This is a genomic window from Microbacterium testaceum (assembly GCF_020781835.1).
Lineage (GTDB): Bacteria > Actinomycetota > Actinomycetes > Actinomycetales > Microbacteriaceae > Microbacterium > Microbacterium testaceum_H.
In genome coordinates this window covers 77,948-101,410 of record NZ_JAJGNJ010000002.1, presented here as the reverse complement: position 1 = coordinate 101,410, position 23,463 = coordinate 77,948, and the positions used below count along the sequence as shown (strand labels likewise).

The following is a 23,463-nucleotide window of genomic DNA, read 5'->3' as shown; positions in this document are numbered from 1 at the left end:
CCCCGTTCTGGCAAGATGAAACGCGTACATCCCATCGACAGGGAGGATGAAGCCGTGGGCCTCAGCCGCAAGAGCAAGAAGGAACTGCGCAAGCTCCAGAAGCACGCCGCGAAGGTGTGGGAGTCCCAGCAGGTTCTGCTGGGCGAGAGCGGAAAGGTGGCCCGCGAAGCCGGTCGCCAGCTCGGTCGCTTCAGCCGCGAAGACCTCGTGCCCGCCGTGCACGATGGATACGACAAGTACGCCGCGCCGTACGTCGGCAAGAGCGTCACCTACGCCAACCGCTTCCTCAGCAGCAAGGTCATCCCTGCGGCCGGTGCCGTCGTGGGTGGCGCGATGTCGGTGTGGGATGCCGCCGGCGACACGCGCGACCGCCTTGCCAAGGGCCGCGGGTTCGAGCTCGACACCCACAAGTACGCCAAGCGCGCCGAGAAGTACGGCAAGAAGGCCAGCAAGCACCTCGCCGCGAAGCTGCCGAAGCAGAAGAGCAGCATGGGCGCCGGTGGCGTCATCGCCATCCTCCTGGGCGTCGTCGCCGCCGCGGGCGTCGCATACGCCGCGTGGCAGACGCTCCGCGCCGACGATGAGCTGTGGGTGGCCGACGACCCGCTGCGCGCCCCGGACGCGTGAGCGACCCCACCAGCCGAGTTCGAGAGGCCGCGCAGCAGCGCGGCCTCTCTGTGGATGTACGGGAACGTCCGGCGGCTTCTTCGCTCGAGGAGGCGGCCGAGTTGCTCGGCATCCTCCCCGACGACATCGTCAAGACGCTTGTCGTGAAGCGATCGGACGACACGTTCCTGTTCGCCCTCGTCCCCGGCGACAGGGTCATCTCGTGGCCGAAGCTCCGCGCCCTGGTCGGCGTCAACAAGCTGCGTCTGCCCGAGCCTGAGCTGGCTCTCGCCGCCACGGGGTACGAGCGGGGCACGATCGTCCCCATCGGCAGCACGAACGACTGGCCCGTGTACGCCGACGAGAGCATCGTCGGGCGCCGCATCGCGATGGGTGCCGGTGCCCACGGCTACAGCCTCTTCGTGGACGCCGACGACCTCATCCGCGCGTACGACGCGACCGTGGCCGACATCACCGCTCCCCGGGACTGAGGGCTACAGCCGCGCCATCCGGAACGCGATGTCGACGAGCTGCACGCGCCGCAGCCGCCGTGCCGCGTGCAGAGAGAACCACTCGGCGCGGTCGGTCGACCCATCGACCTCGTTCCGCAACCGCCCACCGACGACATGCGCCCGGTACACGATGCGCAACGCGTGCAGCGGCCCCTGCGCGTCATGCGAGAGCCGCGACTCCGCCGGGATGACCCGGGAATGGATGCCGAGGAGCTCGTCGACCACGACCCGGAAGCCGGTCTCCTCGCGGACCTCGCGGCGCACGGCGTGCTCCGGCTCCTCCCCCTCCTCCAGACCACCGCCGGGAAGTGTCCACGCGGCGCGTCTGCCTTCGATCCAGTGGGCGAGCAGGACACGGTCATCGACGTCGGTGACGACGGCGTACGCGGCGACTCGCATGTCCATTGCGATCACCCTAGCCGGGCACGACGCGACACCGTGGGCCGGAAAGGGAAAGAGTCAGCGATAGCCGACTCGGTGGTGAGTTCATGCCTCTCCTCGAGTATCACGTCGAGATGAGGCGGGGGATCTGCACGATCGACGCGATCGAGTCCGTCAACGCCCGCGCGACGGCACGACGCATCATGCGCTCGCGCCGCGTGCTCTACGAGCCGCCCTACGTCAGCGGGCGACGACCGCCGGCTCATCACGCACCCGCCGCTGTGCTGAGCGTCGGCCAAGCCTCATCAGCGAACGTGCGCGGGGGTCGACGACAGTGCGCAGCCCTGACCCAATCGCGTTCACGGTGACGACGACGACGATGATCGCCAGACCTGGAGCGATGACGTACATCGGGGCGATGCTCAGGAAAGGGCGTGCTTCCGCGATCATGTTTCCCCAGGTCGGCGTGGGTGGTTGCACCCCCATCCCGAGGAAGCTCAGCGTTCCGTCGAGCAGCAGCGCTGCGGCGAAGACGAGGATGCCCTGCACGAGCACCGTGGGCAGTGCGTTGGGAAGCACATGCACGAACAGGATCTTCGGCCCGCGCATGCCCGACGCGCGCGCCGCAGTGACGAACAATCGGCCGGAGAGAGCGAGCGTCCGACTCCGCACCACCCGGGCGATGAGTGGCGTGAACACGACGGTGAGCGCGACGATCTCGCTGAATGCGCCCGCACCAATGGCGGTGACGAGCGCGATCGACAGCACGATGCCGGGGAACGCCATGAGTGCATCCATCGCCCGCATCAGCACGTTGCCCGTGCCCTGCCAATAACCGCTCGCAAGACCGATGACAGCACCGAAGACTGTCGCGCCGAAGGCGATGGCGGCCGCGATACCGAAGGAGACCCGCGCAGCATTCACGACCCGGGACAGGATGTCGCGGCCGTATGCGTCGGTGCCGAGCAGGTGCTCCGCGGAAGGGCCTTGAAGACGGTCGGCGGGTGACTGACTCGTGGGGTCTGCCAGCACCAGCGGGCCAATCACCGCGATGGTCGCAATCATCAGGAGCACGATCAGCCAGACCGTGAGCTCGGTGTTTCTCCGCCAGAACCTCATCAAGTGGCTCACGACACCCTCACTCTCGGGTCGATGACGACATACAGCAGGTCGATGACGAAATTCAGAAGGACGAACATGCCCGCGATCGCGATGGTGACACCCTGAATGAGCGCGTAGTCGCGAGTCGTAACGGATTGGCTCAGAAGCGACCCGAGACCCGGGATGACGAAGATCGTCTCGAGGACGACGACTCCCCCGAGAAGGGTGCCGAGACTGTTCCCGACGACCGTCAGTGCGGGAAGGGCGGCGTTGGGCAACACATGCCGAAGAAAGACCGCTCCTTCGCCGACGCCTTTCGAGCGTGCGGTGCGCAGATAAAGGTGCAGCATCTCGCCGAACACGCTCTCCTTCAGGTTCAGCGCGAAGACGGCCACCTGGTTGACCATGAGCACGATGACCGGCAGCGCCAGATAGCCGATGGCAGCAGCCGGGTCCGAGAAGAGGTCGACATACCCCGACACCGGAAGAAGCCGCATCTGCACAGCGACGACGAGTATGAGGATGAGTGCGAGCCAGAACTCCGGAACTGCGACAGCCACCGACGCCAGCCAGGTGCTGCCGCGGGCGACCAAGCCGCCGGGCTTCAGCGACATCATGATCGTCACGGGGACGGCCACGATCACCGAGAGCAGCGTCGCCGAGATCGCAAGCGTCAGTGTCGGCGCCAGATGTTCGGTGATGGTGGGCAGCACCGCCTGATGGAACGTCGTCGATGTGCCGAGATCACCGACGAACAAGCCCCCGAGAAAAGACAGGTACTGCTGCCAGAGCGGCGCATCGAGGCCGAGTTCTGTCCGTAACTGGGCGATCTGCTCGGCTGTCGCGTTGTCGCCAGCAATCGCCATCGCGGAGTCGCCGGGGATGACTCTCACGATGAAGAAGATCGCGGTTGCCACAAGAAAGAGCACGATGACAAGGTCGCGCGCTCGGCGGAGGATGAGTCGGGTCACTGAAGTCTCCGGGTCGGCCTTCGGGGCCGGTGACGAGGTCTCGTCCGGCCCCGAAGGCGGGCTCGCTATTCGGCGAGCCAGCTGTTGTAGAGGATGAGGGCGAAGTTGTCGAAGCCCTGCAGGTCACTCGTCCACGCCGCATACTGCTTGCTGCCGTAGATCACGACCGACGGGATGTCGTCCCAAACGAGCGCCTGGATGTCATCCACGACAGCCTTGGCCGCGTCGGCATCCGCAGCGTCGGAATAGTCGGCCAGGAGCGAATCGAGGTCGGCGTTCATGTAGCTGCTGATATAGGTCGGCTGCAGCCAGTTGACCTGTGACGGCGAGGTGAGCACACCGTTGATGAAGGTGAAGGTGAGGTCCCAGCTCTCCGGCTCGTCGGTTGCGACGGCGCGCACGGTCGTATTGTCGTACGACTCGATGGCCGCATCGATGCCGATCTCGCTCAAGGCATTCTGAACCACCGTGCCCCAGGCCACCATCTGCGGGTAGGTGGTGGGAACTAGCATCCGGACTCTCGTCACACCGGCCTCGGCGAAGAGCTCGGCAGCGCGCTCGGGGTCATGGTCAGAGTAGACGTCCTCGCCCTCTTCGCTGTACATCGGCTCGTTCTCAGGAGAGGCGAACGCGCCGGTCGGAACCAGCAGATCGCCCGACGTACCGGACGCAGCGGCAAGCGCCGTCTTGTCGAGGAGAAGGTTCAGCGCCTCCCTCGCCTTCGGGTCGGAGAACACGGAGGCCTCGTTGTGGTTGAGCACGATCGTGTTCACAACGCCACCGGCCGACGGCTCCACGACGAGATTCGGGTTTGCCTTGAGCACGTCGTACTGGTCGTTGCCCGGTGTGGAAACCTGCCATTGCCCGGCCGTGAGCCCGTTCACGACGGTGGCATCCTCGGCGACGAACTTGAAGTCGATCTCGTCGAGATACGCGTGCTTCGCTCCCGCATAGCCCCCCCAGTCCTCTTCGCTCCGCGAGGCGTAGTCGTCGAACCGGATGAGGTCGACACCGACACCCGTGTCGTACGCGTCCAGCTGATAGGGGCCGGTTCCAATCGCCTGCTCGGCGCTGAGAGCAACCGCCCCCGCGGCGGATGCGATCTCGGCGGGGAGGATCGCAGCGCCCGAACTCGCCAGTTCACTCAGGAGCGGGTAACGCGGCGAGCTCAGAGTAAGAAGCACCGTGTCGTCGTCCGTAGCCTCGATCGTGCTGATCGATGGCTTTGCCTGCTTTCCGACGCTGCTGACGTCGAAAAAGCGCGTCAGGGAGGCCACGACATCCTCCGCGTCGAGCGCAGAACCGTCGTGGAAGAGCACGCCGTCTCGCAGATCGAAGGTGTATCGGAGCCCGTCAGCGCTGACCTCGTATGTGTCGGCGAGCATCGGCTTCGGCGAGTAGCTGGAGTCCAGCGCCAGAAGCCCTTCGAGCACATGCGAGTTCATGTATTGCGTGACCTGGAGCGTGCTCACGGCGGAGTCGAGGGTGCCCGGATCTGACGGAAGCGTCACGGTGATCGTGCCGCCGACGACCGGCTCGCTTGCCGCATCCGTCCCGTCGGTGGAGGTGGGGGCGGCGCCTCCGGAGCAGCCGGCGAGCGTGAGCGCGAGCGCGGTCATCGGCACTGCGATCTTCAAGGGACGAGGGAGAGCGTGCATGTGATTCCTTCCGATGTCATGGACTCGTATAGGTGGTGCGTTCAATGGGGGTTCGTTGCCGCGAACGACCGCTCCCGGAACGGGTCTGGGTTGGATGCGAGCAGTCGTGCGGTGTATTCGTGACCGGGAGAGCGAACGATCTGCTCCGCATCTGCGAGTTCGACGAGGTCGCCGCGATACATCACCGCGACGCGATCCGCGATGGAGGTGACGAGGCTGAGGTTGTGGGTGATGAATACGTAGCTCAGCCCGAGTTCTCGCTGGAGGTCGATCAGAAGATTGACGATCTGACCCTGCACCGAGACATCGAGCGCGCTCGTCGGTTCGTCCGCCACGATCAGCGACGGTTTCGGGGCGATCGCGCGTGCAATCGCAACTCGCTGTCGCTGACCGCCGGAGAGCTGCATTGCGTGCTTGTTCGCGGACGCTGCGGGCAGGCCGACGGCGTCCAATAGCCACCGCACGCGGGCGTCGATCTCACGACGGCTGAGGCTAGTGAGCTCTCGCATCGGCTCGGCGATCGCATCGCCGATGGTCTGCCGTGGATCGATGGATGCCTGTGGGTCTTGGAAGATCGCCTGCACACGCTGACGCAGCGCAAGTTCGGCCGCGCGCCCCTTGCGTGCTTCGTAGGCAACCCCGTCAAGCTCGATCCGGCTTCCCGGATCCGGACGTTCGAGGTCGAGCATGAGCCGCCCGAGCGTCGACTTGCCCGATCCAGTCTCACCCACGATGCCGAGGAGCTCGCCAGGCCGCACCTCGAACGACACGTTGTTGACGGCTCTAACGGTGTTCCCTTGTCCGCTGCCGACTGCCTGGCCGCGCGCACTTTGCGCGTACGTCTTCGAGACGTTCTTCAGCACAAGCGACGGTCCACTCGAAGGGCGCGTGGCCGGGCCCGCGCCGTTCGGTGTGGGGGCCCCAGTGAGCCGCTCGATCAGCTCGGGCGTCCACTGGGCGATCGGGTTCCAACTCCGCACCATATGTCTGCCGTCCGGCGACACAGTCACAGGCGGCGTCTGCTCTCGCTCGATCGGCGTCGCCAGCGCATTCCGGGGCGCGAAGCGGTCGCCGACGAACGATGTGGCCGGCGGAGGTACGCTCCCGGGGATCGTCCGCATGCGACCCGCCAAACGCTCCCCCGCGCGTGGGACGCACTCGAGCAGAGCTTTGGTATATGGATGCTGAGGCTTGCCCAGCATCTGCGCGGCATCGCCGACCTCAACGACTTGGCCCGCGTAGAACACGGCAATGCGGTCGGCGATCTCAGCGGCGATTCCCATGTCGTGTGTGATGAGGACGCAGGCCATCCCGTGTTCGATCTGGAGGCGGCGGAGAAGCCGCAGGATCTCGGCCTGCACGGTGACATCCAGCGCCGTCGTCGGCTCGTCTGCGATCAGGAGATCGGGATCACCCATCAGCGCCATCGCGATCATGACGCGCTGCTGCATTCCGCCAGAAAGCTGATGTGGATATCGCAGAAGGATGCCGGCGGGATCGGTCATACCGACCTCATCCAGCAACGCGATCGCCTTTTCGCGAGCCGCGATCCGCATTGCGCGGCCACGTTGCACTGCTCCTCTTTGCGCGGCACGGTATGCCTCTTCGAGCTGATCACCGATCCGCCTCGTCGGATTCAGCGCCTCCATGGCCTCCTGAAAGATCACCCCGATCTTCCGCGCGCGAATTCGGTTCATGTCGCGGCGGGATGCAGTGACGATGTCGGTCCCGTCGACGAGCGCACGCCCGCTCAGCACCATCGGCGCGGTGTGCTCCAGCAATCGCGCGACCGAGAGCATCGTGACGGACTTTCCGGAGCCAGACTCTCCAACGATGACGAGCGTCTCTCCCCTCGCCACCTCGAGGTCGACTGCATCAGCGAGCACGTTGAGACCATGATCGGTCTCGACGCTGACGGTGAAGGAATCGAGCAGCAGAATCGGATTCACGACGTCTCCGTCACGGGTCGGGACAGCAGTTCGGCGGGACGGATCTGAGTGATGACCTCGATCGCATCGGCCGCCAGGCCACGGGCCGCCATGAGCGGAAGAACGCGACGGATGATGTGTCCGTAGCCCTCCCCACCCCAAGCGGTCAGACGGGTCTTGCGGCAGATGTCCTGCGAAATCGCGATGTGGTCGACGAGTCCGCGTCGAACGAGCTCGACGACCCATTGCACACGTATGCCGTCATTGGGACGGTCGATGGTCGGGTTCGGCGGATAGTACGAGGACTCGTCACCGAAGAGATCGAACTCCAATACGGCACCGGTCTCTTCGGCCAGCCGCTGCATGTCGTCGACGTCGAAGATTGTGTGATCGATGTGGCTGACGATGACCCGGGTTGGATCTGCACCGGCCGCGACCAGGGTGTCAAGGTGTACGCGGGGGGCGAGTTCGTGGCGCCCCGGGTGCAGCAAGATGGCGAGGCCCGTTTCCTGCTGTGCCATCGCCGCCGCGCGCAGAGACTTCTGCTCGTCGACCGACGGCGGCCACGAGACGCCGATCTCACCGATGATGCCGAGTCTCACATCGTCCACGCCGACTTCCGCGTCGCGGACGATGTCCGCCGCAATCTCTTCGACGGAGAGCGCGTGCAGGCGCCCTTTCTGGAACGGGTCGATGTACCAGCCGCCGCCCATCACAACGTTGACGCCGGTCGCTCTGGCGACCTCACGGAGACGGGCCGGTTCGCGCCCGAGACCGCGCGATGTCGCATCGACGATCGTCTGGCCGCCTGCACTGCGGTAGGAGTTGACCTCGTCGATGGCGGTTTCGAGGTCATCCAGCCGAAGGTCGTCGGGATGCGAGTTGTCCACGCGCGCTGCATAAACCGTGCGAAGCGACAGGGGGTCCGCGGGTTGAGACGCGAGGCCGTATGCGTTCAGGTCGCAGAACAGGTGCTCGTGCAGTTGAGTGTGCCCCAGCGAGTCGGCAGAAACCTCCCCGAGCACGCTCTCGACGACACGGCTTCCCAAAGCCGCACGCCGCACACTGAGCTCCCTCATGACTGCCCCGCAAGCTCCGCGGCCACCGGTCGCAGTCGCGCGAAGGCGCGCGCGTAGCCGGCGGCAGCGTCATCGAGCATCCGATCGTCGAGCGCAGTCGAGAGGTTGATCATGCCGCGAGGAGTCGTATAGATCCCCTCGATCATGAGTGCAAGATGGAGCGCGGCCCGTCCCGTCGAGTTGCGGCGAGCATCCTCGGGGGTGGTGACGGGCGCCGATCCGGGATGCAGGTTGAGGATCGATCCGACCCGCGTGACCGTCATCGGCACCTGTTCGGCTTCTGCCGCTGCCAAGATCGATGCGGCGAGTCGCTCGGCGCCGGAGTTCAACCCGTCGATCGCCGAAGCATCCAGCCTTCGAAGTGAAACTGTCCCCGCCGCGGCGGCGGCGACATGACCGTTGAAGGTGCCGGCGTGACTCAGCCGACCCGGGATGAACGCCGACGTGAGGTCGAGAAGATCCGCCCGCCCCCCGACGCCGCCGATCGGGAGCCCGCCGCCGATGATCTTCGCGATGAGAACGAGGTCGGGCTCGATTCCGAGCGCTGCGGCCGCTCCATTGGGTGCGTTGCGTAGGGCCTGAACCTCGTCGAAGACAAAGACGGCGCCGACCGCACGCGTTCGACCCTGAAGCGCCCGCAGATACTCGACTTCATGCGGAATGACCCCTCCGGCTCCCAGGAAGGGCTCGGCGAAGACCGCAGCGGTCTCGGAATCGATCAGCTGGTCAATGGCCGCGATATCACCGAACGGGAGAGTGCGCACCTCGGGTTCATCACCGGTGAACGGCGGTACCGACCCGTGGTACGCGCCCTCAATCACGACGAGGTTGCGCCGCCCTGTGGCCCGTCGTGCGATTCGAAGGGCGAGCGCAGCAGCTTCGCTTCCCGAGTTCGTCAGCCGAAGGCGCTCGATCGCGGGCACACGCGAGATGATCTCTTCGGCGAGTTCGACCTGCGCGATGTGCAGCGACGGAAACACTGTGCCTCGTTGCGCTGCAGTGGAGATTGCCTCGGCGATCGGTGGAAAGGCATTGCCGTGAACGAGCGAGGTGTAGTTGTTGACGAGATCGAGATATTCGATGCCATCGACGTCGACGACGGTCGCTCCACTCCCGCGCGCAATCATGCTGGGGAAGGGCCAGTAGTGCGTGACGGACCGGGTTTCGGCTCCCGGGTAAGACAGCGCCGCGCGCTCGAAGAGCCGTGCGGAGGTCCGCCTCGGCGCGGCGTAGCTCGTGGTCAGTTCGTCGTGCAGAGTCGTGAGCGCCGATGGCCGCGTGTCTGGTGCTGGGGAGATGGTCATAGAAGCCTTCGGACGGGTGAACGCGGATTATTGTTCTTCGATCAATAATCCGTTGTCCGATGTTTAATTCGATTTCTCCCGCGTTACAAGTGCATTTCGGCTTGCCGAGGCGGCAATGAGCTCATGCCCCTCCGGGCGACGCGCCCGCGGGCAGATCCCACCACTCCCCTGGCACCCAGGTCTTGCCCTCCCATAGAGCGAAGAGGTCAGCATCCGGATCGGTCGCGATTGTCATGGGCTCGTCGACCATCAAGGTCGCCCGATGCCTCTCGTCGTAGGAGTCCCACGCCAGACCCCCCGCACCAGCAGGAGAACCAGAGCGAACGAAGTTCGCCACGAACTCCTGCACCCGGGTCGCGAGCGAGAGGGCAGCGTCGTCGGGCTCCTCGGCGAATTGGCTCAGAAGGTAGGGCACGTCCGCACCGTGACCGGCCCGGAGCCTCGGGCTGAGGCCCGGCGTCGCGGCGTCGAAGCGGTACCGCCACACCGGCGCGTGCCGCGAGTGCGCGTCGAGCAGCCTTCGAGTGGGGAAGCCGTACCGTTCGTCGGTGCCGATCTGCACACGAGCGTCGATCTCCCCGTCGGCATCGAAGAGCGAAGTCGCGCACGCGCGATAGGCCTCGAGCGCACGCGTCGCGCCTGCGCCGAACACCTCACCGAGAACGGCATCCGCGTGAGCAGCAAAGGACGCGTCACGGGCTTGGTAGTACGCACCCTCCCTTCGGGTCGTCCCCGCAATCAGCGGCACGCGGGCAGCATCGCCCCCTTCGAACGCAACGGTCGGGGCACAGGACAACGTTCGCCCGTCGATCATCGGGCGCCATATCCAGGTATCGCGCGCACCGCTGCCGAGTCTGAGCTGGGCAGCCAACAGCGCCCCGGTCGGCGCGCTCAGCAACTCATCCGCACCGAATCCTTCGGCCCGCAGCGCCGCGAGGAAGTGCCCGCGGATGGAATCGGCCTGCGCCGGCGTCGCGACATGATCGCCTCCCGACATCGAGATCGCGCGATGGAACAAGCCCGCAGCGTCGGGCGCAGCCATCAGATCAATGACACTCTTCGCGCCGGCAGAGACACCGGCGATCGTCACGCGCTGAGGATCTCCTCCGAAGGCGTGGATGTTGCGACGCACCCATCGGAGCAGTTCGATCTGGTCCAGGAGGCCCGCATTCCCCGAGTCCGCCCAATCGTCGCCGAGGACATCTGCGATCGACAAGAAGCCGAACACGCCGAGTCGATAGTTGAAGGTGACGACCACCATTCCTTCCTGGGCGAGCGCCCTCCCGTCCCCCGTACCGATGCCCGGCCCGCTGCCAATGCGGAATCCACCGCCATGAATCCAAACGAGCACCGGCAACGGCCGGGTAGCTGCGTGAGCCGGCGCGGTGACGTTGAGCACGAGCGCGTTCTCGCTCTGCCATTGCTCGTCGTCGAAGTCCCGCACGCCCCGCGTCGGCTGAGGGAAGCGCGGACCGAATCGGGCCGCGTCCAACGGCTCACTCCACGGGTCAGGGAGCTGCGCGATCCGCCAGCTTCGTCCGCCGGAGATCGCTCCACCGTAAGGTATTCCGCGCCAGATCGAGCACCCGCGTTCGGTCACTCCGCGCACGGGCCCTGAATCGATTTCCACCAACGGACGAGCAATCTCCACTGTCGCAGTCCCCTTCTCCGCACTCGATCGTTCGGAGGATCCGAGCGACTAATTGATCAGCGTACAATCAGTACGATCGCGGATGACGCAGCGCGGATCGATCTCCAGGACGGGAAGCCCATGGCACGCAGACCGAGCAGTGATGTCTCCCTCAGTATCGACGCGATCATCGAGGCCACGATCGAGTACATCGACACGAATGGGCTCGATGCGTTCACCATGCGCGCTCTGGCTACGCAGATCGGGGTCTATCCAGCCGCGCTGTACTACCACGTCGATTCGAAGGCGAAGCTCGTCGGCCTCGCCTCATCAAGGCTCTTCGGCGACCTACCAGTTGTCGCGAGCGACACCGGGTGGCAAACCGCGCTTGCCAGCATCGCGCACAGCATCCGGCGCATCATGTTCAATCATCCGAACTTCGCTCCCGTGTTCGGGCTCACACTCGCGGCGGACAGCACACCCGCCATCCCGTTCATTGAGGGGCTCCTCGGTGTCTTGAGCCGTACTGGACTTTCCGACGAGAACATCGTCGCGGCCTACAACGCGTATCTCGGCCTCATCATCGGCTGGGTGACGGTGGAGTTGTCGGGAGACCCCGGGGAAGGGGATGATGCCGACCGTTGGCGCCAGGGAGTCGAACACTCAATCGTCTCCGCGGGGACGATCCGCAATCCGAACCTGGCGCGTCTTCTTCCGCTGCTCCTGAATCGGGCATTCATGCTGCGATGGGAGTCCGGTGAAACCGCACCCCTCGACAACGGGTTCGAGTTCCTGCTCGACTGCTTCATCGCTGGTCTCGACAGCAAAAGCCGGCGATAGCGCAGATCGCACTGGCGTCACTGCACTTGCACACGCACGTGCCCGCGAGCGCCGACGCTCTCTCTGCAGAGCTACGGCAACACTGGAGTGCTCGATGTTGGACGAGGCGATGAAGATTCCCCGCGAATCACGGCGACAGATCGAATCGCGGGGTTTCGGTGAGTTGTGGAGCCTAGGAGATTCGAACTCCTGACATCCTGCTTGCAAAGCAGGCGCTCTACCAGCTGAGCTAAGGCCCCGGAAAGGGAACGGGTGGGGCTACCAGGACTTGAACCTGGGACCTCTTCATTATCAGTGAAGCGCTCTAACCACCTGAGCTATAGCCCCGTCTTGCTGACGCATCGTGGTCAACCTCGAAGACTTTACCTGAATCCCGAGGTTTTTCCGAATCGGCGTCAGTTCGAGGTGAAGCCCACGAGCAGACCGCCCGTGACCTTGACCGCGAGGTTGTAGATGCCGGCCACGACGGCACCCATCACCGTCACGACGACGAGGTTCAGGATCGCCACGATCGCGGCGAAGGCCATCACCTGCGGCAGGCCCACGTACTGCGACAGCGTGGCGCTGCCGTCGGTGAAGCTCGCGAAGAACTCGTCCGCCTGGCCGATGAGGCCTGTGGCGGTGACGACGAGGTAGATGAGGAAGTACGACACCACGGTGACGATGGCGATCGCCACGGCGGCTAGGAACGAGAGCTTCACGGCCGACCAGAAGTCGATGTAGACCAGGCGCAGGCGCACCTGCTTGGCAGGGGTCTTATGAGTCGACTTCTTTGCGAGCTTGTCGGCTACCGTGCTCATGCGTCAGTACTTTCCTCGGGGGTCTCGGAAGAGGAGGCGGTCGCGGCTGCATCAGGCGCTGCCGGATCGGTGGTCGTCTCCGTCGTCTCGGCCAGGTTCCGCTCGGTGTTTCTCGCGATGGCGATGATCCGATCATCGCCGCCGGCGCGGGCGAAAACGACACCCATCGTGTCGCGACCCTTGGCAGGCACCTCGGCCACGGAGGAGCGTACCACCTTGCCGCTGGCAAGAACCACAAGGACCTCGTCTCCCTCGGAGACCATCAGACCGCCCGCCAGAATGCCGCGATCCTCGGTCAAGCGGGCCACCTTGATGCCCAGACCGCCGCGGTTCTGCATGCGGTACTCGGTGACGGACGTGCGCTTGGCATAACCGCCCTCGGTGACGATGAAGACGTACTCGTCGTCCTTGGCCACGGATGCCGAGAGGAGGCTGTCGCCGGCGCGGAAGTCCATGCCCTTCACGCCCGACGTAGACCGGCCCATCGGGCGCAGCGCGCTGTCGGTGGCGGAGAAACGCAACGACATCCCCAGGCGACTGATGAGGAGGATGTCATCGCCCTCGTCGACGAGCAACGCGCTGACGAGCTCGTCCGCAGCGCCCTGCTCGGCCTCGTCCCCGTCGTCCGAGGCCTGGCCGCGCAGCTTGATCGCGATGACGCCGCCCTGACGGTTGGTGTCGTACTCGGTCAGACGCGTCTTCTTCACCAGACCCGCGCGGGTGGCCAGCACGAGATACGTCGCGACGTTGTAGTCGCGGATGTCGAGGATCTGCGCGATCTCCTCGTCGGGCTGCAGCGCGAGCAGGTTCGCGACGTGCTGGCCCTTGGCATCCCGTCCCGCCTCGGGGACCTCGTAGGCCTTCGAGCGGTACACGCGGCCCTTGTTCGTGAAGAACAGGAGCCAGTGGTGGGTCGTCGTGACGAAGAAGTGCTCGACGACGTCGTCGGCACGCAGCTGCGCGCCCTTCACTCCCTTGCCGCCGCGGTGCTGTGAGCGGTAGTTGTCGCTGCGCGTGCGCTTGATGTAGCCGTCGCGCGTGACGGTGACGACCATCTCTTCTTCGGCGATGAGGTCTTCGACCGAGACGTCTCCGTCGAACCCGTGGAGGATCTCGGTGCGACGGTCGTCGCCGAAACGGTCGACGATCGCCGTGAGCTCGTCGCGGATGATCGTGCGCTGACGGGCGGGGGTGGCGAGGATGTCGTTGTAATCGGCGATGCGCGCCTCGAGCTCGGTCGCCTCGTCGACGATCTTCTGCCGCTCGAGGGCCGCGAGGCGACGCAGCTGCATGTCGAGGATCGCCTGCGCCTGGATGTCGTCGATGTCGAGGAGCTTCTGCAGACCCTCGTTGGCATCCTGAGCCGTCGGCGACCGACGGATGAGCGCGATGACCTCGTCCAGCGCGTCGAGCGCCTTCAGATAGCCGCGCAGGATGTGCATGCGCTCTTCCGCCTTGCGCAGGCGGTAACGCGTGCGACGGACGATGACCTCGACCTGGTGGTCGATCCACAGGCTGATGAAGCCGTCGAGCGACAGCGTGCGCGGCACGCCGTCGACGATGGCCAGCATGTTCGCGCCGAAGTTCTCCTGCAGCTGCGTGTGCTTGTAGAGGTTGTTGAGCACGACCTTGGCGACGGCGTCACGCTTGAGCACGATGACGAGACGCTGACCGGTACGACCCGAGGTCTCGTCGCGGATGTCGGCGATACCGGTGATCTTGCCCTCGCGCGCGAGGTCTCCGATCTTCACCGCGACGTTGTCGGGATTGACCTGGTACGGCAGCTCGGTGATCACGAGGCACGTGCGGCCCTGGATCTCCTCGATGTTGACGACCGCGCGCATCGTGATCGAGCCACGGCCGGTGCGGTAGGCGTCCTTGATGCCGCGGGTCCCCAGGATCTGCGCCGCTGTGGGGAAGTCCGGCCCGGGGATGCGCTCCATGAGCGCTTCGAGCAGCTCCTCGCGAGTGGCATCCGGGTTCTCCAGGGCCCACAGGGCACCGGCCGAGACCTCGCGCAGGTTGTGCGGGGGGATGTTGGTGGCCATACCGACCGCGATGCCGACCGAACCGTTGACGAGCAGGTTCGGGAAACGCGCCGGCAGGACCGTCGGCTCCTGCGTCTGACCGTCGTAGTTGTCCTCGAAGTCGACGGTCTCTTCCTCGATGTCGCGCACCATCTCGAGCGCGAGGGGAGCCATCTTGGTCTCGGTGTACCGCGGCGCGGCCGCGCCCTGGTTTCCGGGCGAACCGAAGTTCCCCTGGCCGAGCGCGAGGGGGTAGCGCAGCGACCACGGCTGCACCAGGCGCACGAGGGCGTCGTAGATCGGTGCATCGCCATGGGGGTGGTAGTGCCCCATGACCTCGCCGACGACACGCGCGCACTTCGAGAACGACTTGTCCGGACGGAAGCCGCCGTCGTACATGCCGTAGATCACACGGCGGTGCACGGGCTTGAGGCCGTCGCGCACGTCGGGCAGAGCACGCCCGACGATGACGCTCATCGCGTAGTCGAGATAGCTCCGCTGCATCTCCAGCTGCAGATCGACCTGGTCGATCTTGCCGTGGTTGTGGGCGGCTTCCTCGCGCGCGTCGGTGGGCTCGGGAGTGATGTCGTCAGCCATGGAGTCTCAGTTTCGTATCGAGTCGACCGGGTCAGATGTCGAGGAAGCGGACGTCTTTGGCGTTGCGCTGGATGAAGCTGCGGCGCGACTCGACGTCTTCTCCCATGAGCACCGAGAAGATCTCGTCGGCCGAGGCGGCGTCGTCGATCGTGACCTGCCGGAGCGTGCGGGTCTGAGGGTCCATCGTGGTCTCCCAGAGCTCGTGGTCGTTCATCTCGCCCAGACCCTTGTAGCGCTGGATGCCGTTGTCTTTGGGGATACGGCGGCCGGCGGCCTGTCCTTCGACGAGGAGGGCGTCCCGTTCACGGTCGCTGTAGGCGTACTCGTGGGGGTGGTTCGACCACTTGAGGCGGTACAGCGGCGGCTGCGCGAGGTAGACGAACCCGGCCTCGATGAGGCCCCGCATGTAGCGGAAGAGCAGCGTGAGCAGCAGCGTGGTGATGTGCTGACCGTCGACGTCGGCATCCGCCATCAGCACGATCTTGTGGTACCGCGCCTTGGCCATGTCGAAGTCCTCGCCGATGCCCGTGCCGAAGGCCTGGATCATCGCCTGGACCTCTTTGTTGCCGAGCGCGCGGTCGAGGCGGGCCCGCTCGACGTTGAGGATCTTGCCGCGCAGCGCCAGGATCGCCTGGGTGTGCGGATCGCGACCCTGCACGGCCGAGCCGCCGGCGGAGTCACCCTCGACGAGGAAGATCTCGCTGATCGACGGGTCCTTCGACGTGCAGTCCTTGAGCTTGTCGGGCATCGCGGCCGATTCGAAGACGCTCTTGCGGCGAGCGGTCTCACGGGCCTTGCGCGCGGCCAGGCGCGCGGTGGCGGCATCGATCGCCTTGCGGATGATGTTCTTGGCCTGCGCGGGGTTCCGGTCGAACCAGTCTCCCAGCTTGTCGCCGACGACCTTCTGGACGAAGGCGCGGGCCTCGGTGTTGCCGAGCTTGGTCTTGGTCTGGCCCTCGAACTGCGGCTCGGAGAGCTTGACGGAGATGACAGCGGTGAGACCCTCGCGGATGTCCTCACCCGTGAGGTTGTCGTCCTTCTCCTTCAGCAGGTTGTTCGCGCGCGCGTAGCGGTTGACGAGTGTCGTCAGCGCCGCGCGGAACCCCTCCTCGTGCGTCCCGCCCTCGTGGGTGTTGATGGTGTTGGCGTAGGTGAAGACGTTCTCGGTGTACGCGGTGGTCCACTGCATCGCCAGCTCGAGCGCGATCTTCCGGTCGGTGTCCTCGGACTCGACTTCGATGACCTCGTCGTTGACGACGTCGGCCTTGCGGACGCGGTTGAGGTGCTCGACGTAGTCGACGAGCCCGCGCTCGTAGAGGAACGTGTCGTGGCGCCCCTCGGTCACCTCTTCGCCGGGCTCGCCCTCGGTCATGACCGACTGCGGGCGCTCGTCGCGGAGGCTGATGCGCAGGCCCTTGTTCAGGAACGCCATCTGCTGGAACCGGGTGCGGAGCGTGTCGTAGTCGAAGTCGATCGTGTCGAAGATCGTGGCATCCGGCCAGAACGTGATCGACGTCCCGGTCTCGTCGCTCTCCTCGCCCTTCTCGAGCGGGGCCAGGGGCACGCCGCCGTTACGGAAGGACTGACGCCACACGTGCCCCTGGCGCTTCACCTCGACCTCGAGGCGCGTGGACAGCGCGTTGACGACCGAGGAGCCGACGCCGTGCAGACCGCCTGACACCGCGTATCCGCCGCCGCCGAACTTGCCGCCCGCGTGGAGCACGGTCAGGACGACCTCGACTGTCGACTTGCCCTCGGTGCGGTGCATGTCGACCGGGATGCCACGGCCGTTGTCGATCACGCGGACCGCACCGTCGGAGAGGATCGTGACGTCGATGGTGTCGCAGTAGCCGGCGAGAGCCTCGTCGACGGAGTTGTCGACGATCTCCTGCACGAGGTGGTGCAGGCCGCGTTCGCCGGTCGAGCCGATGTACATGCCAGGACGCTTGCGGACGGCCTCCAGACCCTCGAGCACCTGGATGGCGTCTGCCCCGTACTCGTTGGGAACCTTCGCGCTGGTGGTTTCGGGTTCCTCGGAAACGCTGTCGGGGTTTTCGGACGTCATGACTTCGCGAGCTCCAGATCGATTCGTCGGAACCTCCATCTTACCGCGCGGGGCATCGTAAAGCGGTGTGTACGCCCCTAGGAGGGGATAAATCGGAGCGTTCCGACCCCGACCATGGCCTAGCCGTAGGTATCGCGCGGGCCGCGGCCTGGAACGGCTCTCGTCCCCCATTTCCAGGAGGGGACGTCCGGCCCGATGAAGCGGATGGACTCGACCCCTGCCTCGGGGAAGCGTCGGATGATCTCCGAGAGGATGTGGGCGCGCATCAGCTGCAGTTGTTTGGCCCACGCCGTGGAGTCGGCCTGGACCGTGAGCATCCCGGCATCCAGAGCCACCGGACGGGTGTGCGCGGCGGTGTCGGCGCCGGCGACGTCGTGCCACGTGCGGACGAGGTCTTCGCGCGCGAGCTGCGGCTCCCATCCCGCGGAATGCGTCAGTGCGGACAGGACGTCACCGAGCCCCCGCGGGTCGCGGCCGGGAGTGAACGGGGCGTTCTCCCCGTCATCGGTGCGGCGCCGGCGCTTCCGCTTGCGGTACGGCGACGCCTCGAGCCCGCGCAGCCGCAGGTAGGTGGCGATCGTCTCGGGGAGTTCGGGCTCGTCACTCATCGGGATCCTTGATGCGACCCGCCTCGACCCGGACGACATGGGCGCGTAGCCCGTCGGGGACATCTTCTTCTACGGCCGATGTCACGATGACCTGCTCGTACCCGGCGGCAAGCTCGGCCAGTCGCGTGCGGCGACCGGCGTCGAGCTCGGCGAACACGTCGTCGAGGATCAGCACAGGGTCACCCAGCCGCGACTCGGCGCGGAGGAGCTCGGCGGATGCCAGCCGCAACGCGAGGGCGACCGACCAGGACTCGCCGTGCGAGGCGTACCCCTTGACCGGCAGCCCGCGGACCTCGAGGACGAGGTCGTCACGGTGCGGACCCACCAGCGTCAGTCCGCGTTCGAGCTCCATCGATCGTCGAGCCGCGAGCGCCGCGCGGAACTGCTCGGCGAGCGAGTCCGTCGTTCCCGATTCGGCTGCCGCGTCGCCCTCCTCAGGGTCGCCGCCGACCACCGACAGCGCCCACCGCAGGCGCGGATCGTGGTCGGCGCCCGCGATCGCGGTGTATGCCGCGGAGACCGGAGCGGACAGATCGGATGCCAACGCCAGACGCGCCTCGATGACCTCGGTGCCGAGCGCGACGAGCTTGTCGTCCCACACATCGAGGGTGCCGAGCGCATCGCCGCGCACGCCTCGCGCGCGAGCCGACTTCAGCAGGGCCGTGCGCTGACGCAGGACGCGGTCGTAGTCGGCGAGCACCCCTGCCAGGCGCGGGGAGCGCTGAAGGATGAGCTGATCGGCGAAGCGTCGCCGCGCCGACGGATCGCCGCGGACGATCTGCAGGTCTTCGGGCGCGAACAGCACGACCTGCGCGTACCGCGGCAGCTCGGCGGTGCGGACGTTGACGCCATTGACGCGCGCCTTGTTGGATCCCTGCCGGTTCAGCTGCAGCTCGAGCAGGACGCTGCGGTCGCCGTGGGCGAGACGGGCGCGGACGATCGCGGCATCCGCCCCGTCGCGCACCATCGGGGCGTCGCTCGAGACGCGGTGCGACCCGAGCGTGGCGAGGTAGGCCACGGCCTCGACGAGATTGGTCTTGCCCTGGCCGTTCCGCCCGACGAAAAGGTTGGCCCCCGCGGAGAGCGAGACGTCGGCGGCCGCGTAATTGCGGAAGTCCGTCAGTCCGAGCTGCTCCACGATCACCGGGTCAGACTACCCGCCGGTTCCGACATCCGCCGGGTGGGTGCCCGCTCAGCGCAGCAGCAGGTTGGGCTGCAGCAGGTACTTGAACGAGCCCTCGCCGCCCTTGTCGACCGAGGTCTGCGGGGTGATGAGCACGGGGCTCAGTTTGTTCGCGTTGTCGCTCGACGTGAACGTGATGCGCGTGAATTCGCTGCGGACGGCCCCGAGCGACTCGAGCAGATACTGGGGGTTCAGACCCAGGGTCACCTCGTCGCCGACGAGCGTCGCATCGACCGATTCTGTGGCGCGGGCCTGTTCGGTCCCCGAGGCGTCCATGGACACACCGTCGGGACCGAAGGTGAATCGCAGCGGGGCCGACCGGTCGAGCACGAGAGCGACGCGGCGGACGGCCTCGGCGAGTTCGGCGGTGTTCACGACGCTGTGGTGCTCGGTCTGCGCTGGGAACAGACGGCGCACGGGCGGGAAGTTTCCCTTGATCAGCAGCGAGGTCACGGTCTTGTTGCCCGCCGTGAACGCGATGATCTCCCGGTCACCCGAGCCGGAGAACGCGATGGAGATGTCGCCGCCGTGGGCGAAGGTCTTGCCGACCTCCTGCAGGGTCCGGGCCGGCACGAGAGCGGAGGTGGGTTCGTCGGATGCCGCGGCCCCGCCGTCCCACGGGATCTCGCGCAGCGCGACGCGGTAGCGGTCGGTCGCCACGAGGCTCAGCTGGGTCCCTGTGACCTCGAGCTGCACACCCGTCAGCACCGGCGTGACGTCGTCGCGCGAGGCGGCGAAGGCGACCTGCGCGATGGCGGTGGCGAAGTCGTCGGCCGGCACGAGGCCCGACTCGCCGGTGACCTCGGGAATCGCCGGGTACTCCTGCACCGGCATGGATGCCAGCGTGAACCGCGCGGACCCGCAGGTGAGGAGGATGCCGCCGTCATCGTCGACCGCGATCTGGATCGGGGCGTTGGGGAGTCGGCTGGCGATGTCGGACAGCAGGCGGCCGTGGACGAGGATCGTCCCCGGCTCGTCGACGGTGGCCTCGATGGTCGTGCGTGCGGACGCTTCGTAGTCGAACGCGGCCAGGGTGAGGCCCGACTCGCCCGCTTCGATCAGCACACCGGCCAGGATCGGCTGCGGGTTGCGCTGCGGCAGGAGCTTGACCACGAACGAAACGGCTTCGCTGAAGACATCGCGATTGACGTGAAACTTCACGGGCGCTCCCTTGACGGCGGTATGGCTTACCCATGCTAGTGCCCGACCGTGTCGGCACATGTCGCGCCGCGTTCGCACCGCAAGGTCATCGGATCTCTGTTAACTCATAAGTGGATTCTTCATCTTGTTAACAGCTGTGGAGAGTGTGGATAACTCCTCCGACCCGTGTTAACAGCAGGGAACTACACGCTTGTCACCTGTGGACGCGTTGCGGAGAGCCTGGGCAGTTAACACGATCGCCCGCACCACTCCGCTCCTCGTCCTCCACAGGCCGGTGCGTGTCGTTCACAGTTCTTCCGCAGAGATTTCGAGTTATCCACAGGTTTTCCACACTGTGTAGAACCGGCTGAAACATCGCCGCGAGAGCCTGTCTCGGCGCCGTGACGGCCCGGAAACGACGAAGGGGTTCGCCCGCAGATGCGGACGAACCCCTCGGCTCAGACGGTCGCTCAGCGCATGCGGCCGAGCTGCGTGGTGATCTCGGAGACCTGGTTGTAGATCGACCGACGCTCCTTCATGAGGTCGCTGATCTTCTTGTAGGCGTACATCACGGTGGTGTGGTCCCTGTTGCCGAACAGCTGCCCGATCTTCGGCAGCGACAGGCTCGTACGCTCGCGGCACAGGTACATCGCGATCTGTCGCGCGGTGGCGACAGCCTGTGACCTGCTGGAGCCGTACAGGTCATCGACCGACAGCTTGAAGTACTGTGCGGTCGCCGTGATGATGTCGGTCGGGGAGACGACGTTGGCGTCGTCCTGGTCGATGATGTCGCGCAGAACGGTCTGGGCGAGCGACATGTCGAGGGTCGAGCGGTTCAGGCTCGCGAAGGCCGATACGCGGATGAGCGCGCCCTCGAGTTCGCGGATGTTCGACGAGACCACGGTCGCGATGTACTCGAGCACGTCGTCCGGGATGAGGAGTCGTTCGCTCTGCGCCTTCTTCCGGAGGATCGCGATACGCGTCTCGAGGTCGGGCGCCTGCACATCGGTGATGAGGCCCCACTCGAAGCGGCTGCGCATGCGGTCTTCGAAACCGGTGAGCTGCTTGGGCGGCAGATCGCTGGTGATCACGACCTGCTTGTCGTGATCGTGCAGCGTGTTGAAGGTGTGGAAGAAGGCTTCCTGCGTCTCGGCGCGTCCCTGCAGGAACTGGATGTCGTCGATCAGGAGGATGTCGACGTCGCGATACCGGGCCTGGAATGCCGAGCCTCGGTTGTTCGCGATGGAGTTGATGAAGTCGTTCGTGAACTCCTCGCTGGAGACGTACCGGACGCGGATGCCGGCGTACATGCTCGCGGCGTAGTCGCCGATCGCGTGGAGGAGGTGCGTCTTCCCGAGCCCCGAGTCGCCGTAGATGAACAACGGGTTGTAGGCCTTGGCCGGCGCCTCGGCCACGGCGACCGCCGCCGCGTGCGCGAAGCGGTTGGATTGGCCGATCACGAAGTTGTCGAACGTGTACTTCGGATTCAGTCGGGTGTCGTTCCGGGATGCCGGGACGATCGGGTCGGGGGCCTGCTCGGGCATCGGTGAGTGCGTGCTCGCGGGAGCCGAAGCCGCCGATGCCGATCGGTCCTCGGCAACCGGCGCGGACCGGTGCGATTCGCCGAGGTCGGGGTTCACCACCACGCGGAAGTTGCTGACCTCGGGATCGACGCCCTGCACCTGGGTGAGCGCTTCGAGGATGGGTGCGCGCATGCGCTTGTTCATCTGCGCGGCGGTCAGGTCGTTGGGGACGTCGAGGTAGAGGGTCCCTCCCATGACGCCCTGCGGAACAGCGAGGTTGAGGAAGCCGTGCAACTGCGGGGTCACCCGATCGTCGGTGAGGAGGTGGTCGAGCACGGCGGACCAGACGGGGACATCCGGTACTTGGTGCAATGACATATCCCCTCCGGGATCTCGGCGCGCTACTGTCGACGTACATCGCGCCGAACCTGTGGATAACTTCCGGGGCCACGCTAGTTCGCGGTCCGCACGGAGCAAAATCAACTGTAGAACGCGCTCGCGTGTCTTTGCCATGGGTGTGGACGACGCTTGGGGATAATGAGCGGTCGGCCTCCCGGTTTGAGTTAACGTCGCGCGCGACGTAGCCTTAGTCGGTTGACTTATGCCTACACGGCAGTCCCGACCACGTCCCCGGCAGAAGAGCATCGGGTGACATCACCTCCGGAGTGACCCATGAGCAAGCGCACCTTCCAGCCCAACAACCGCCGTCGTGCCAAGAAGCACGGCTTCCGTGCCCGCATGCGCACCCGCGCGGGCCGCGCGATCCTGTCGGCGCGTCGCGCCAAGGGCCGCACCGAGCTCTCGGCCTGACCCACCTAGTGCTCGCGAAGCCGAACCGACTCACCCGCGGATCGGACTACAAAGCCACCGTCCGTCGGGGTTCTCGGTGTGCCGGGGCGCACACCGTCACCTATGTCGGCGGCGTGCCGGACGAAGGTCCCGCTCGCTTCGGTTTCATCGTGAGCCGCCAGGTCGGATCGGCCGTCACACGCAACACTGTTCGCCGCCGCTTGAAGGCGGTGTGCGCCGAGGCGCTCCCGTTCGTTCGCGGGGGCGCCTCGGTCGTGATCCGGGCGCTTCCCTCAGCCGCGACGATCGACTACGCCGATCTGCGCGCCGACGTCGTTCGGTGCCTGCAACGCAAGGCCGCCGCGTGAGCGCCTCCACCCTGCCCACGTCTTCCACCGGTGCCGGTCACCTCGAGTGGGACACGATCGTGGCATCCATTCCCCTCCTCCCCCGGAACGCCGGTCTCGCCCTCCTGCACGCGTACCGCGCCACGATCTCGCACGTCTACGGCGACGTCTGCAAGTACTACCCGTCCTGCTCCGCCTATTCGGTGGGCGCCGTGCAGCAGCACGGACTCGTCAAAGGTGCCGCGCTGACCGCGGCCCGCCTCGCCCGCTGCCACCCCTGGGCCCAGGGAGGCATCGACGATGTCCGTCCGCACCGCTCCTTCCGCCACGAACTCACTCCGCACGGCTTCGTCGTGCCCTCCCGAAAGGACTGA

21 protein-coding genes and 2 tRNA genes are annotated in these 23,463 nt (G+C 66.0%); 6 read left to right on the top strand and 17 right to left on the bottom strand.

From position 1 onward, the window contains the following. Positions 1–54 precede the first annotated feature (54 nt). Both LL239_RS03040 and LL239_RS03035 read left to right on the top strand, forming a co-directional pair. A complete protein-coding gene (locus LL239_RS03040; RefSeq protein ID WP_228161977.1) occupies positions 55–627 on the top strand; it encodes a DNA helicase in 573 nt (190 codons plus the stop codon). Continuing rightward, positions 624–1,097, top strand: coding sequence for an aminoacyl-tRNA deacylase (locus LL239_RS03035; RefSeq protein ID WP_228161976.1), 474 nt, complete (start codon positions 624–626; stop codon positions 1,095–1,097). Before LL239_RS03040 ends, LL239_RS03035 begins: the two co-directional genes overlap by 4 nt. A 3-nt stretch (positions 1,098–1,100) precedes the next feature. On the opposite strand, the gene LL239_RS03030 is transcribed toward LL239_RS03035, so the two are convergent. The 8 genes from LL239_RS03030 to LL239_RS02995 form a co-directional block, all read right to left on the bottom strand. After that, positions 1,101–1,523 carry an NUDIX hydrolase gene (locus tag LL239_RS03030; RefSeq protein ID WP_228161975.1) on the bottom strand — a complete coding sequence of 141 codons (423 nt, stop codon included), beginning with the start codon at positions 1,521–1,523 and terminating at the stop codon, positions 1,101–1,103. 216 nt (positions 1,524–1,739) lie between these two features. Then, the gene (locus tag LL239_RS03025) at positions 1,740–2,630 is read right to left on the bottom strand and encodes an ABC transporter permease (protein WP_228161974.1); all 891 of its coding nucleotides are present in this window, start codon (positions 2,628–2,630) and stop codon (positions 1,740–1,742) included. Continuing rightward, positions 2,627–3,571, bottom strand: a complete 945-nt coding sequence (locus LL239_RS03020) for an ABC transporter permease (protein ID WP_228161973.1) — start codon at positions 3,569–3,571, stop codon at positions 2,627–2,629. Before LL239_RS03020 ends, LL239_RS03025 begins: the two co-directional genes overlap by 4 nt. Before the next feature lie 65 nt (positions 3,572–3,636). Next, positions 3,637–5,229, bottom strand: coding sequence for an ABC transporter substrate-binding protein (locus LL239_RS03015; RefSeq protein ID WP_228161972.1), 1,593 nt, complete (start codon positions 5,227–5,229; stop codon positions 3,637–3,639). Between the two features lie 41 nt (positions 5,230–5,270). Then, entirely contained in the window at positions 5,271–7,178 is a 1,908-nt protein-coding gene (locus LL239_RS03010; protein ID WP_228161971.1) for a dipeptide ABC transporter ATP-binding protein, read from the bottom strand. Further along, entirely contained in the window at positions 7,175–8,221 is a 1,047-nt protein-coding gene (locus LL239_RS03005) for a phosphotriesterase family protein (protein WP_228161970.1), read from the bottom strand. The genes LL239_RS03010 and LL239_RS03005 overlap by 4 nt, the downstream gene beginning before the upstream one ends. A gap of 11 nt (positions 8,222–8,232) precedes the next feature. After that, positions 8,233–9,363, bottom strand: coding sequence for an aminotransferase class III-fold pyridoxal phosphate-dependent enzyme (locus LL239_RS03000; RefSeq protein ID WP_228161969.1), 1,131 nt, complete (start codon positions 9,361–9,363; stop codon positions 8,233–8,235). Between the two features lie 298 nt (positions 9,364–9,661). Continuing rightward, a complete protein-coding gene (locus LL239_RS02995; RefSeq protein WP_228161968.1) occupies positions 9,662–11,170 on the bottom strand; it encodes a carboxylesterase/lipase family protein in 1,509 nt (502 codons plus the stop codon). 141 nt (positions 11,171–11,311) lie between these two features. On the opposite strand from LL239_RS02995, the gene LL239_RS02990 reads away from it, so the two are divergent. After that, positions 11,312–12,010: a TetR/AcrR family transcriptional regulator gene (locus LL239_RS02990; protein WP_228161967.1), complete on the top strand. Its 699-nt coding sequence runs from the start codon at positions 11,312–11,314 to the stop codon at positions 12,008–12,010. Between the two features lie 166 nt (positions 12,011–12,176). On the opposite strand, the gene LL239_RS02985 is transcribed toward LL239_RS02990, so the two are convergent. The 9 genes from LL239_RS02985 to dnaA all read right to left on the bottom strand — a co-directional run bounded on the left by LL239_RS02985 (position 12,177) and on the right by dnaA (position 22,331). Beyond that, positions 12,177–12,249, bottom strand: a tRNA-Ala gene (locus LL239_RS02985). Positions 12,250–12,263: 14 nt separating this feature from the next. After that, a tRNA-Ile gene (locus LL239_RS02980) sits at positions 12,264–12,337 on the bottom strand. Positions 12,338–12,405: 68 nt separating this feature from the next. Continuing rightward, the gene (locus tag LL239_RS02975; protein WP_228161966.1) at positions 12,406–12,810 is read right to left on the bottom strand and encodes a DUF3566 domain-containing protein; all 405 of its coding nucleotides are present in this window, start codon (positions 12,808–12,810) and stop codon (positions 12,406–12,408) included. After that, entirely contained in the window at positions 12,807–15,434 is a 2,628-nt protein-coding gene (gyrA, locus tag LL239_RS02970; protein ID WP_228161965.1) for a DNA gyrase subunit A, read from the bottom strand. The genes LL239_RS02975 and gyrA overlap by 4 nt, the downstream gene beginning before the upstream one ends. A gap of 31 nt (positions 15,435–15,465) precedes the next feature. Further along, the gene (gene gyrB, locus LL239_RS02965; protein ID WP_228161964.1) at positions 15,466–17,499 is read right to left on the bottom strand and encodes a DNA topoisomerase (ATP-hydrolyzing) subunit B; all 2,034 of its coding nucleotides are present in this window, start codon (positions 17,497–17,499) and stop codon (positions 15,466–15,468) included. 119 nt (positions 17,500–17,618) lie between these two features. Next, positions 17,619–18,107: a DUF721 domain-containing protein gene (locus LL239_RS02960; RefSeq protein ID WP_228161963.1), complete on the bottom strand. Its 489-nt coding sequence runs from the start codon at positions 18,105–18,107 to the stop codon at positions 17,619–17,621. Further along, positions 18,100–19,251, bottom strand: a complete 1,152-nt coding sequence (recF, locus tag LL239_RS02955; protein WP_228161962.1) for a DNA replication/repair protein RecF — start codon at positions 19,249–19,251, stop codon at positions 18,100–18,102. The genes LL239_RS02960 and recF overlap by 8 nt, the downstream gene beginning before the upstream one ends. A 48-nt stretch (positions 19,252–19,299) precedes the next feature. After that, the gene (gene dnaN / locus LL239_RS02950; protein WP_228161961.1) at positions 19,300–20,451 is read right to left on the bottom strand and encodes a DNA polymerase III subunit beta; all 1,152 of its coding nucleotides are present in this window, start codon (positions 20,449–20,451) and stop codon (positions 19,300–19,302) included. A 449-nt stretch (positions 20,452–20,900) separates the two neighbouring features. Continuing rightward, complete coding sequence (gene dnaA / locus LL239_RS02945; RefSeq protein ID WP_228161960.1) at positions 20,901–22,331, bottom strand: chromosomal replication initiator protein DnaA; 1,431 nt, start codon at positions 22,329–22,331, stop codon at positions 20,901–20,903. Between the two features lie 294 nt (positions 22,332–22,625). On the opposite strand from dnaA, the gene rpmH reads away from it, so the two are divergent. The 3 genes from rpmH to yidD are packed head-to-tail and all read left to right on the top strand — an operon-like array spanning position 22,626 to position 23,463. Beyond that, a complete protein-coding gene (rpmH, locus tag LL239_RS02940) occupies positions 22,626–22,763 on the top strand; it encodes a 50S ribosomal protein L34 (RefSeq protein WP_022879826.1) in 138 nt (45 codons plus the stop codon). A gap of 8 nt (positions 22,764–22,771) precedes the next feature. Further along, the gene (gene rnpA / locus LL239_RS02935; protein WP_228161959.1) at positions 22,772–23,110 is read left to right on the top strand and encodes a ribonuclease P protein component; all 339 of its coding nucleotides are present in this window, start codon (positions 22,772–22,774) and stop codon (positions 23,108–23,110) included. Continuing rightward, positions 23,107–23,463 (top strand): membrane protein insertion efficiency factor YidD, encoded by a 357-nt coding sequence (gene yidD, locus LL239_RS02930; RefSeq protein ID WP_228161958.1) that lies wholly within the window; start codon positions 23,107–23,109, stop codon positions 23,461–23,463. The genes rnpA and yidD overlap by 4 nt, the downstream gene beginning before the upstream one ends.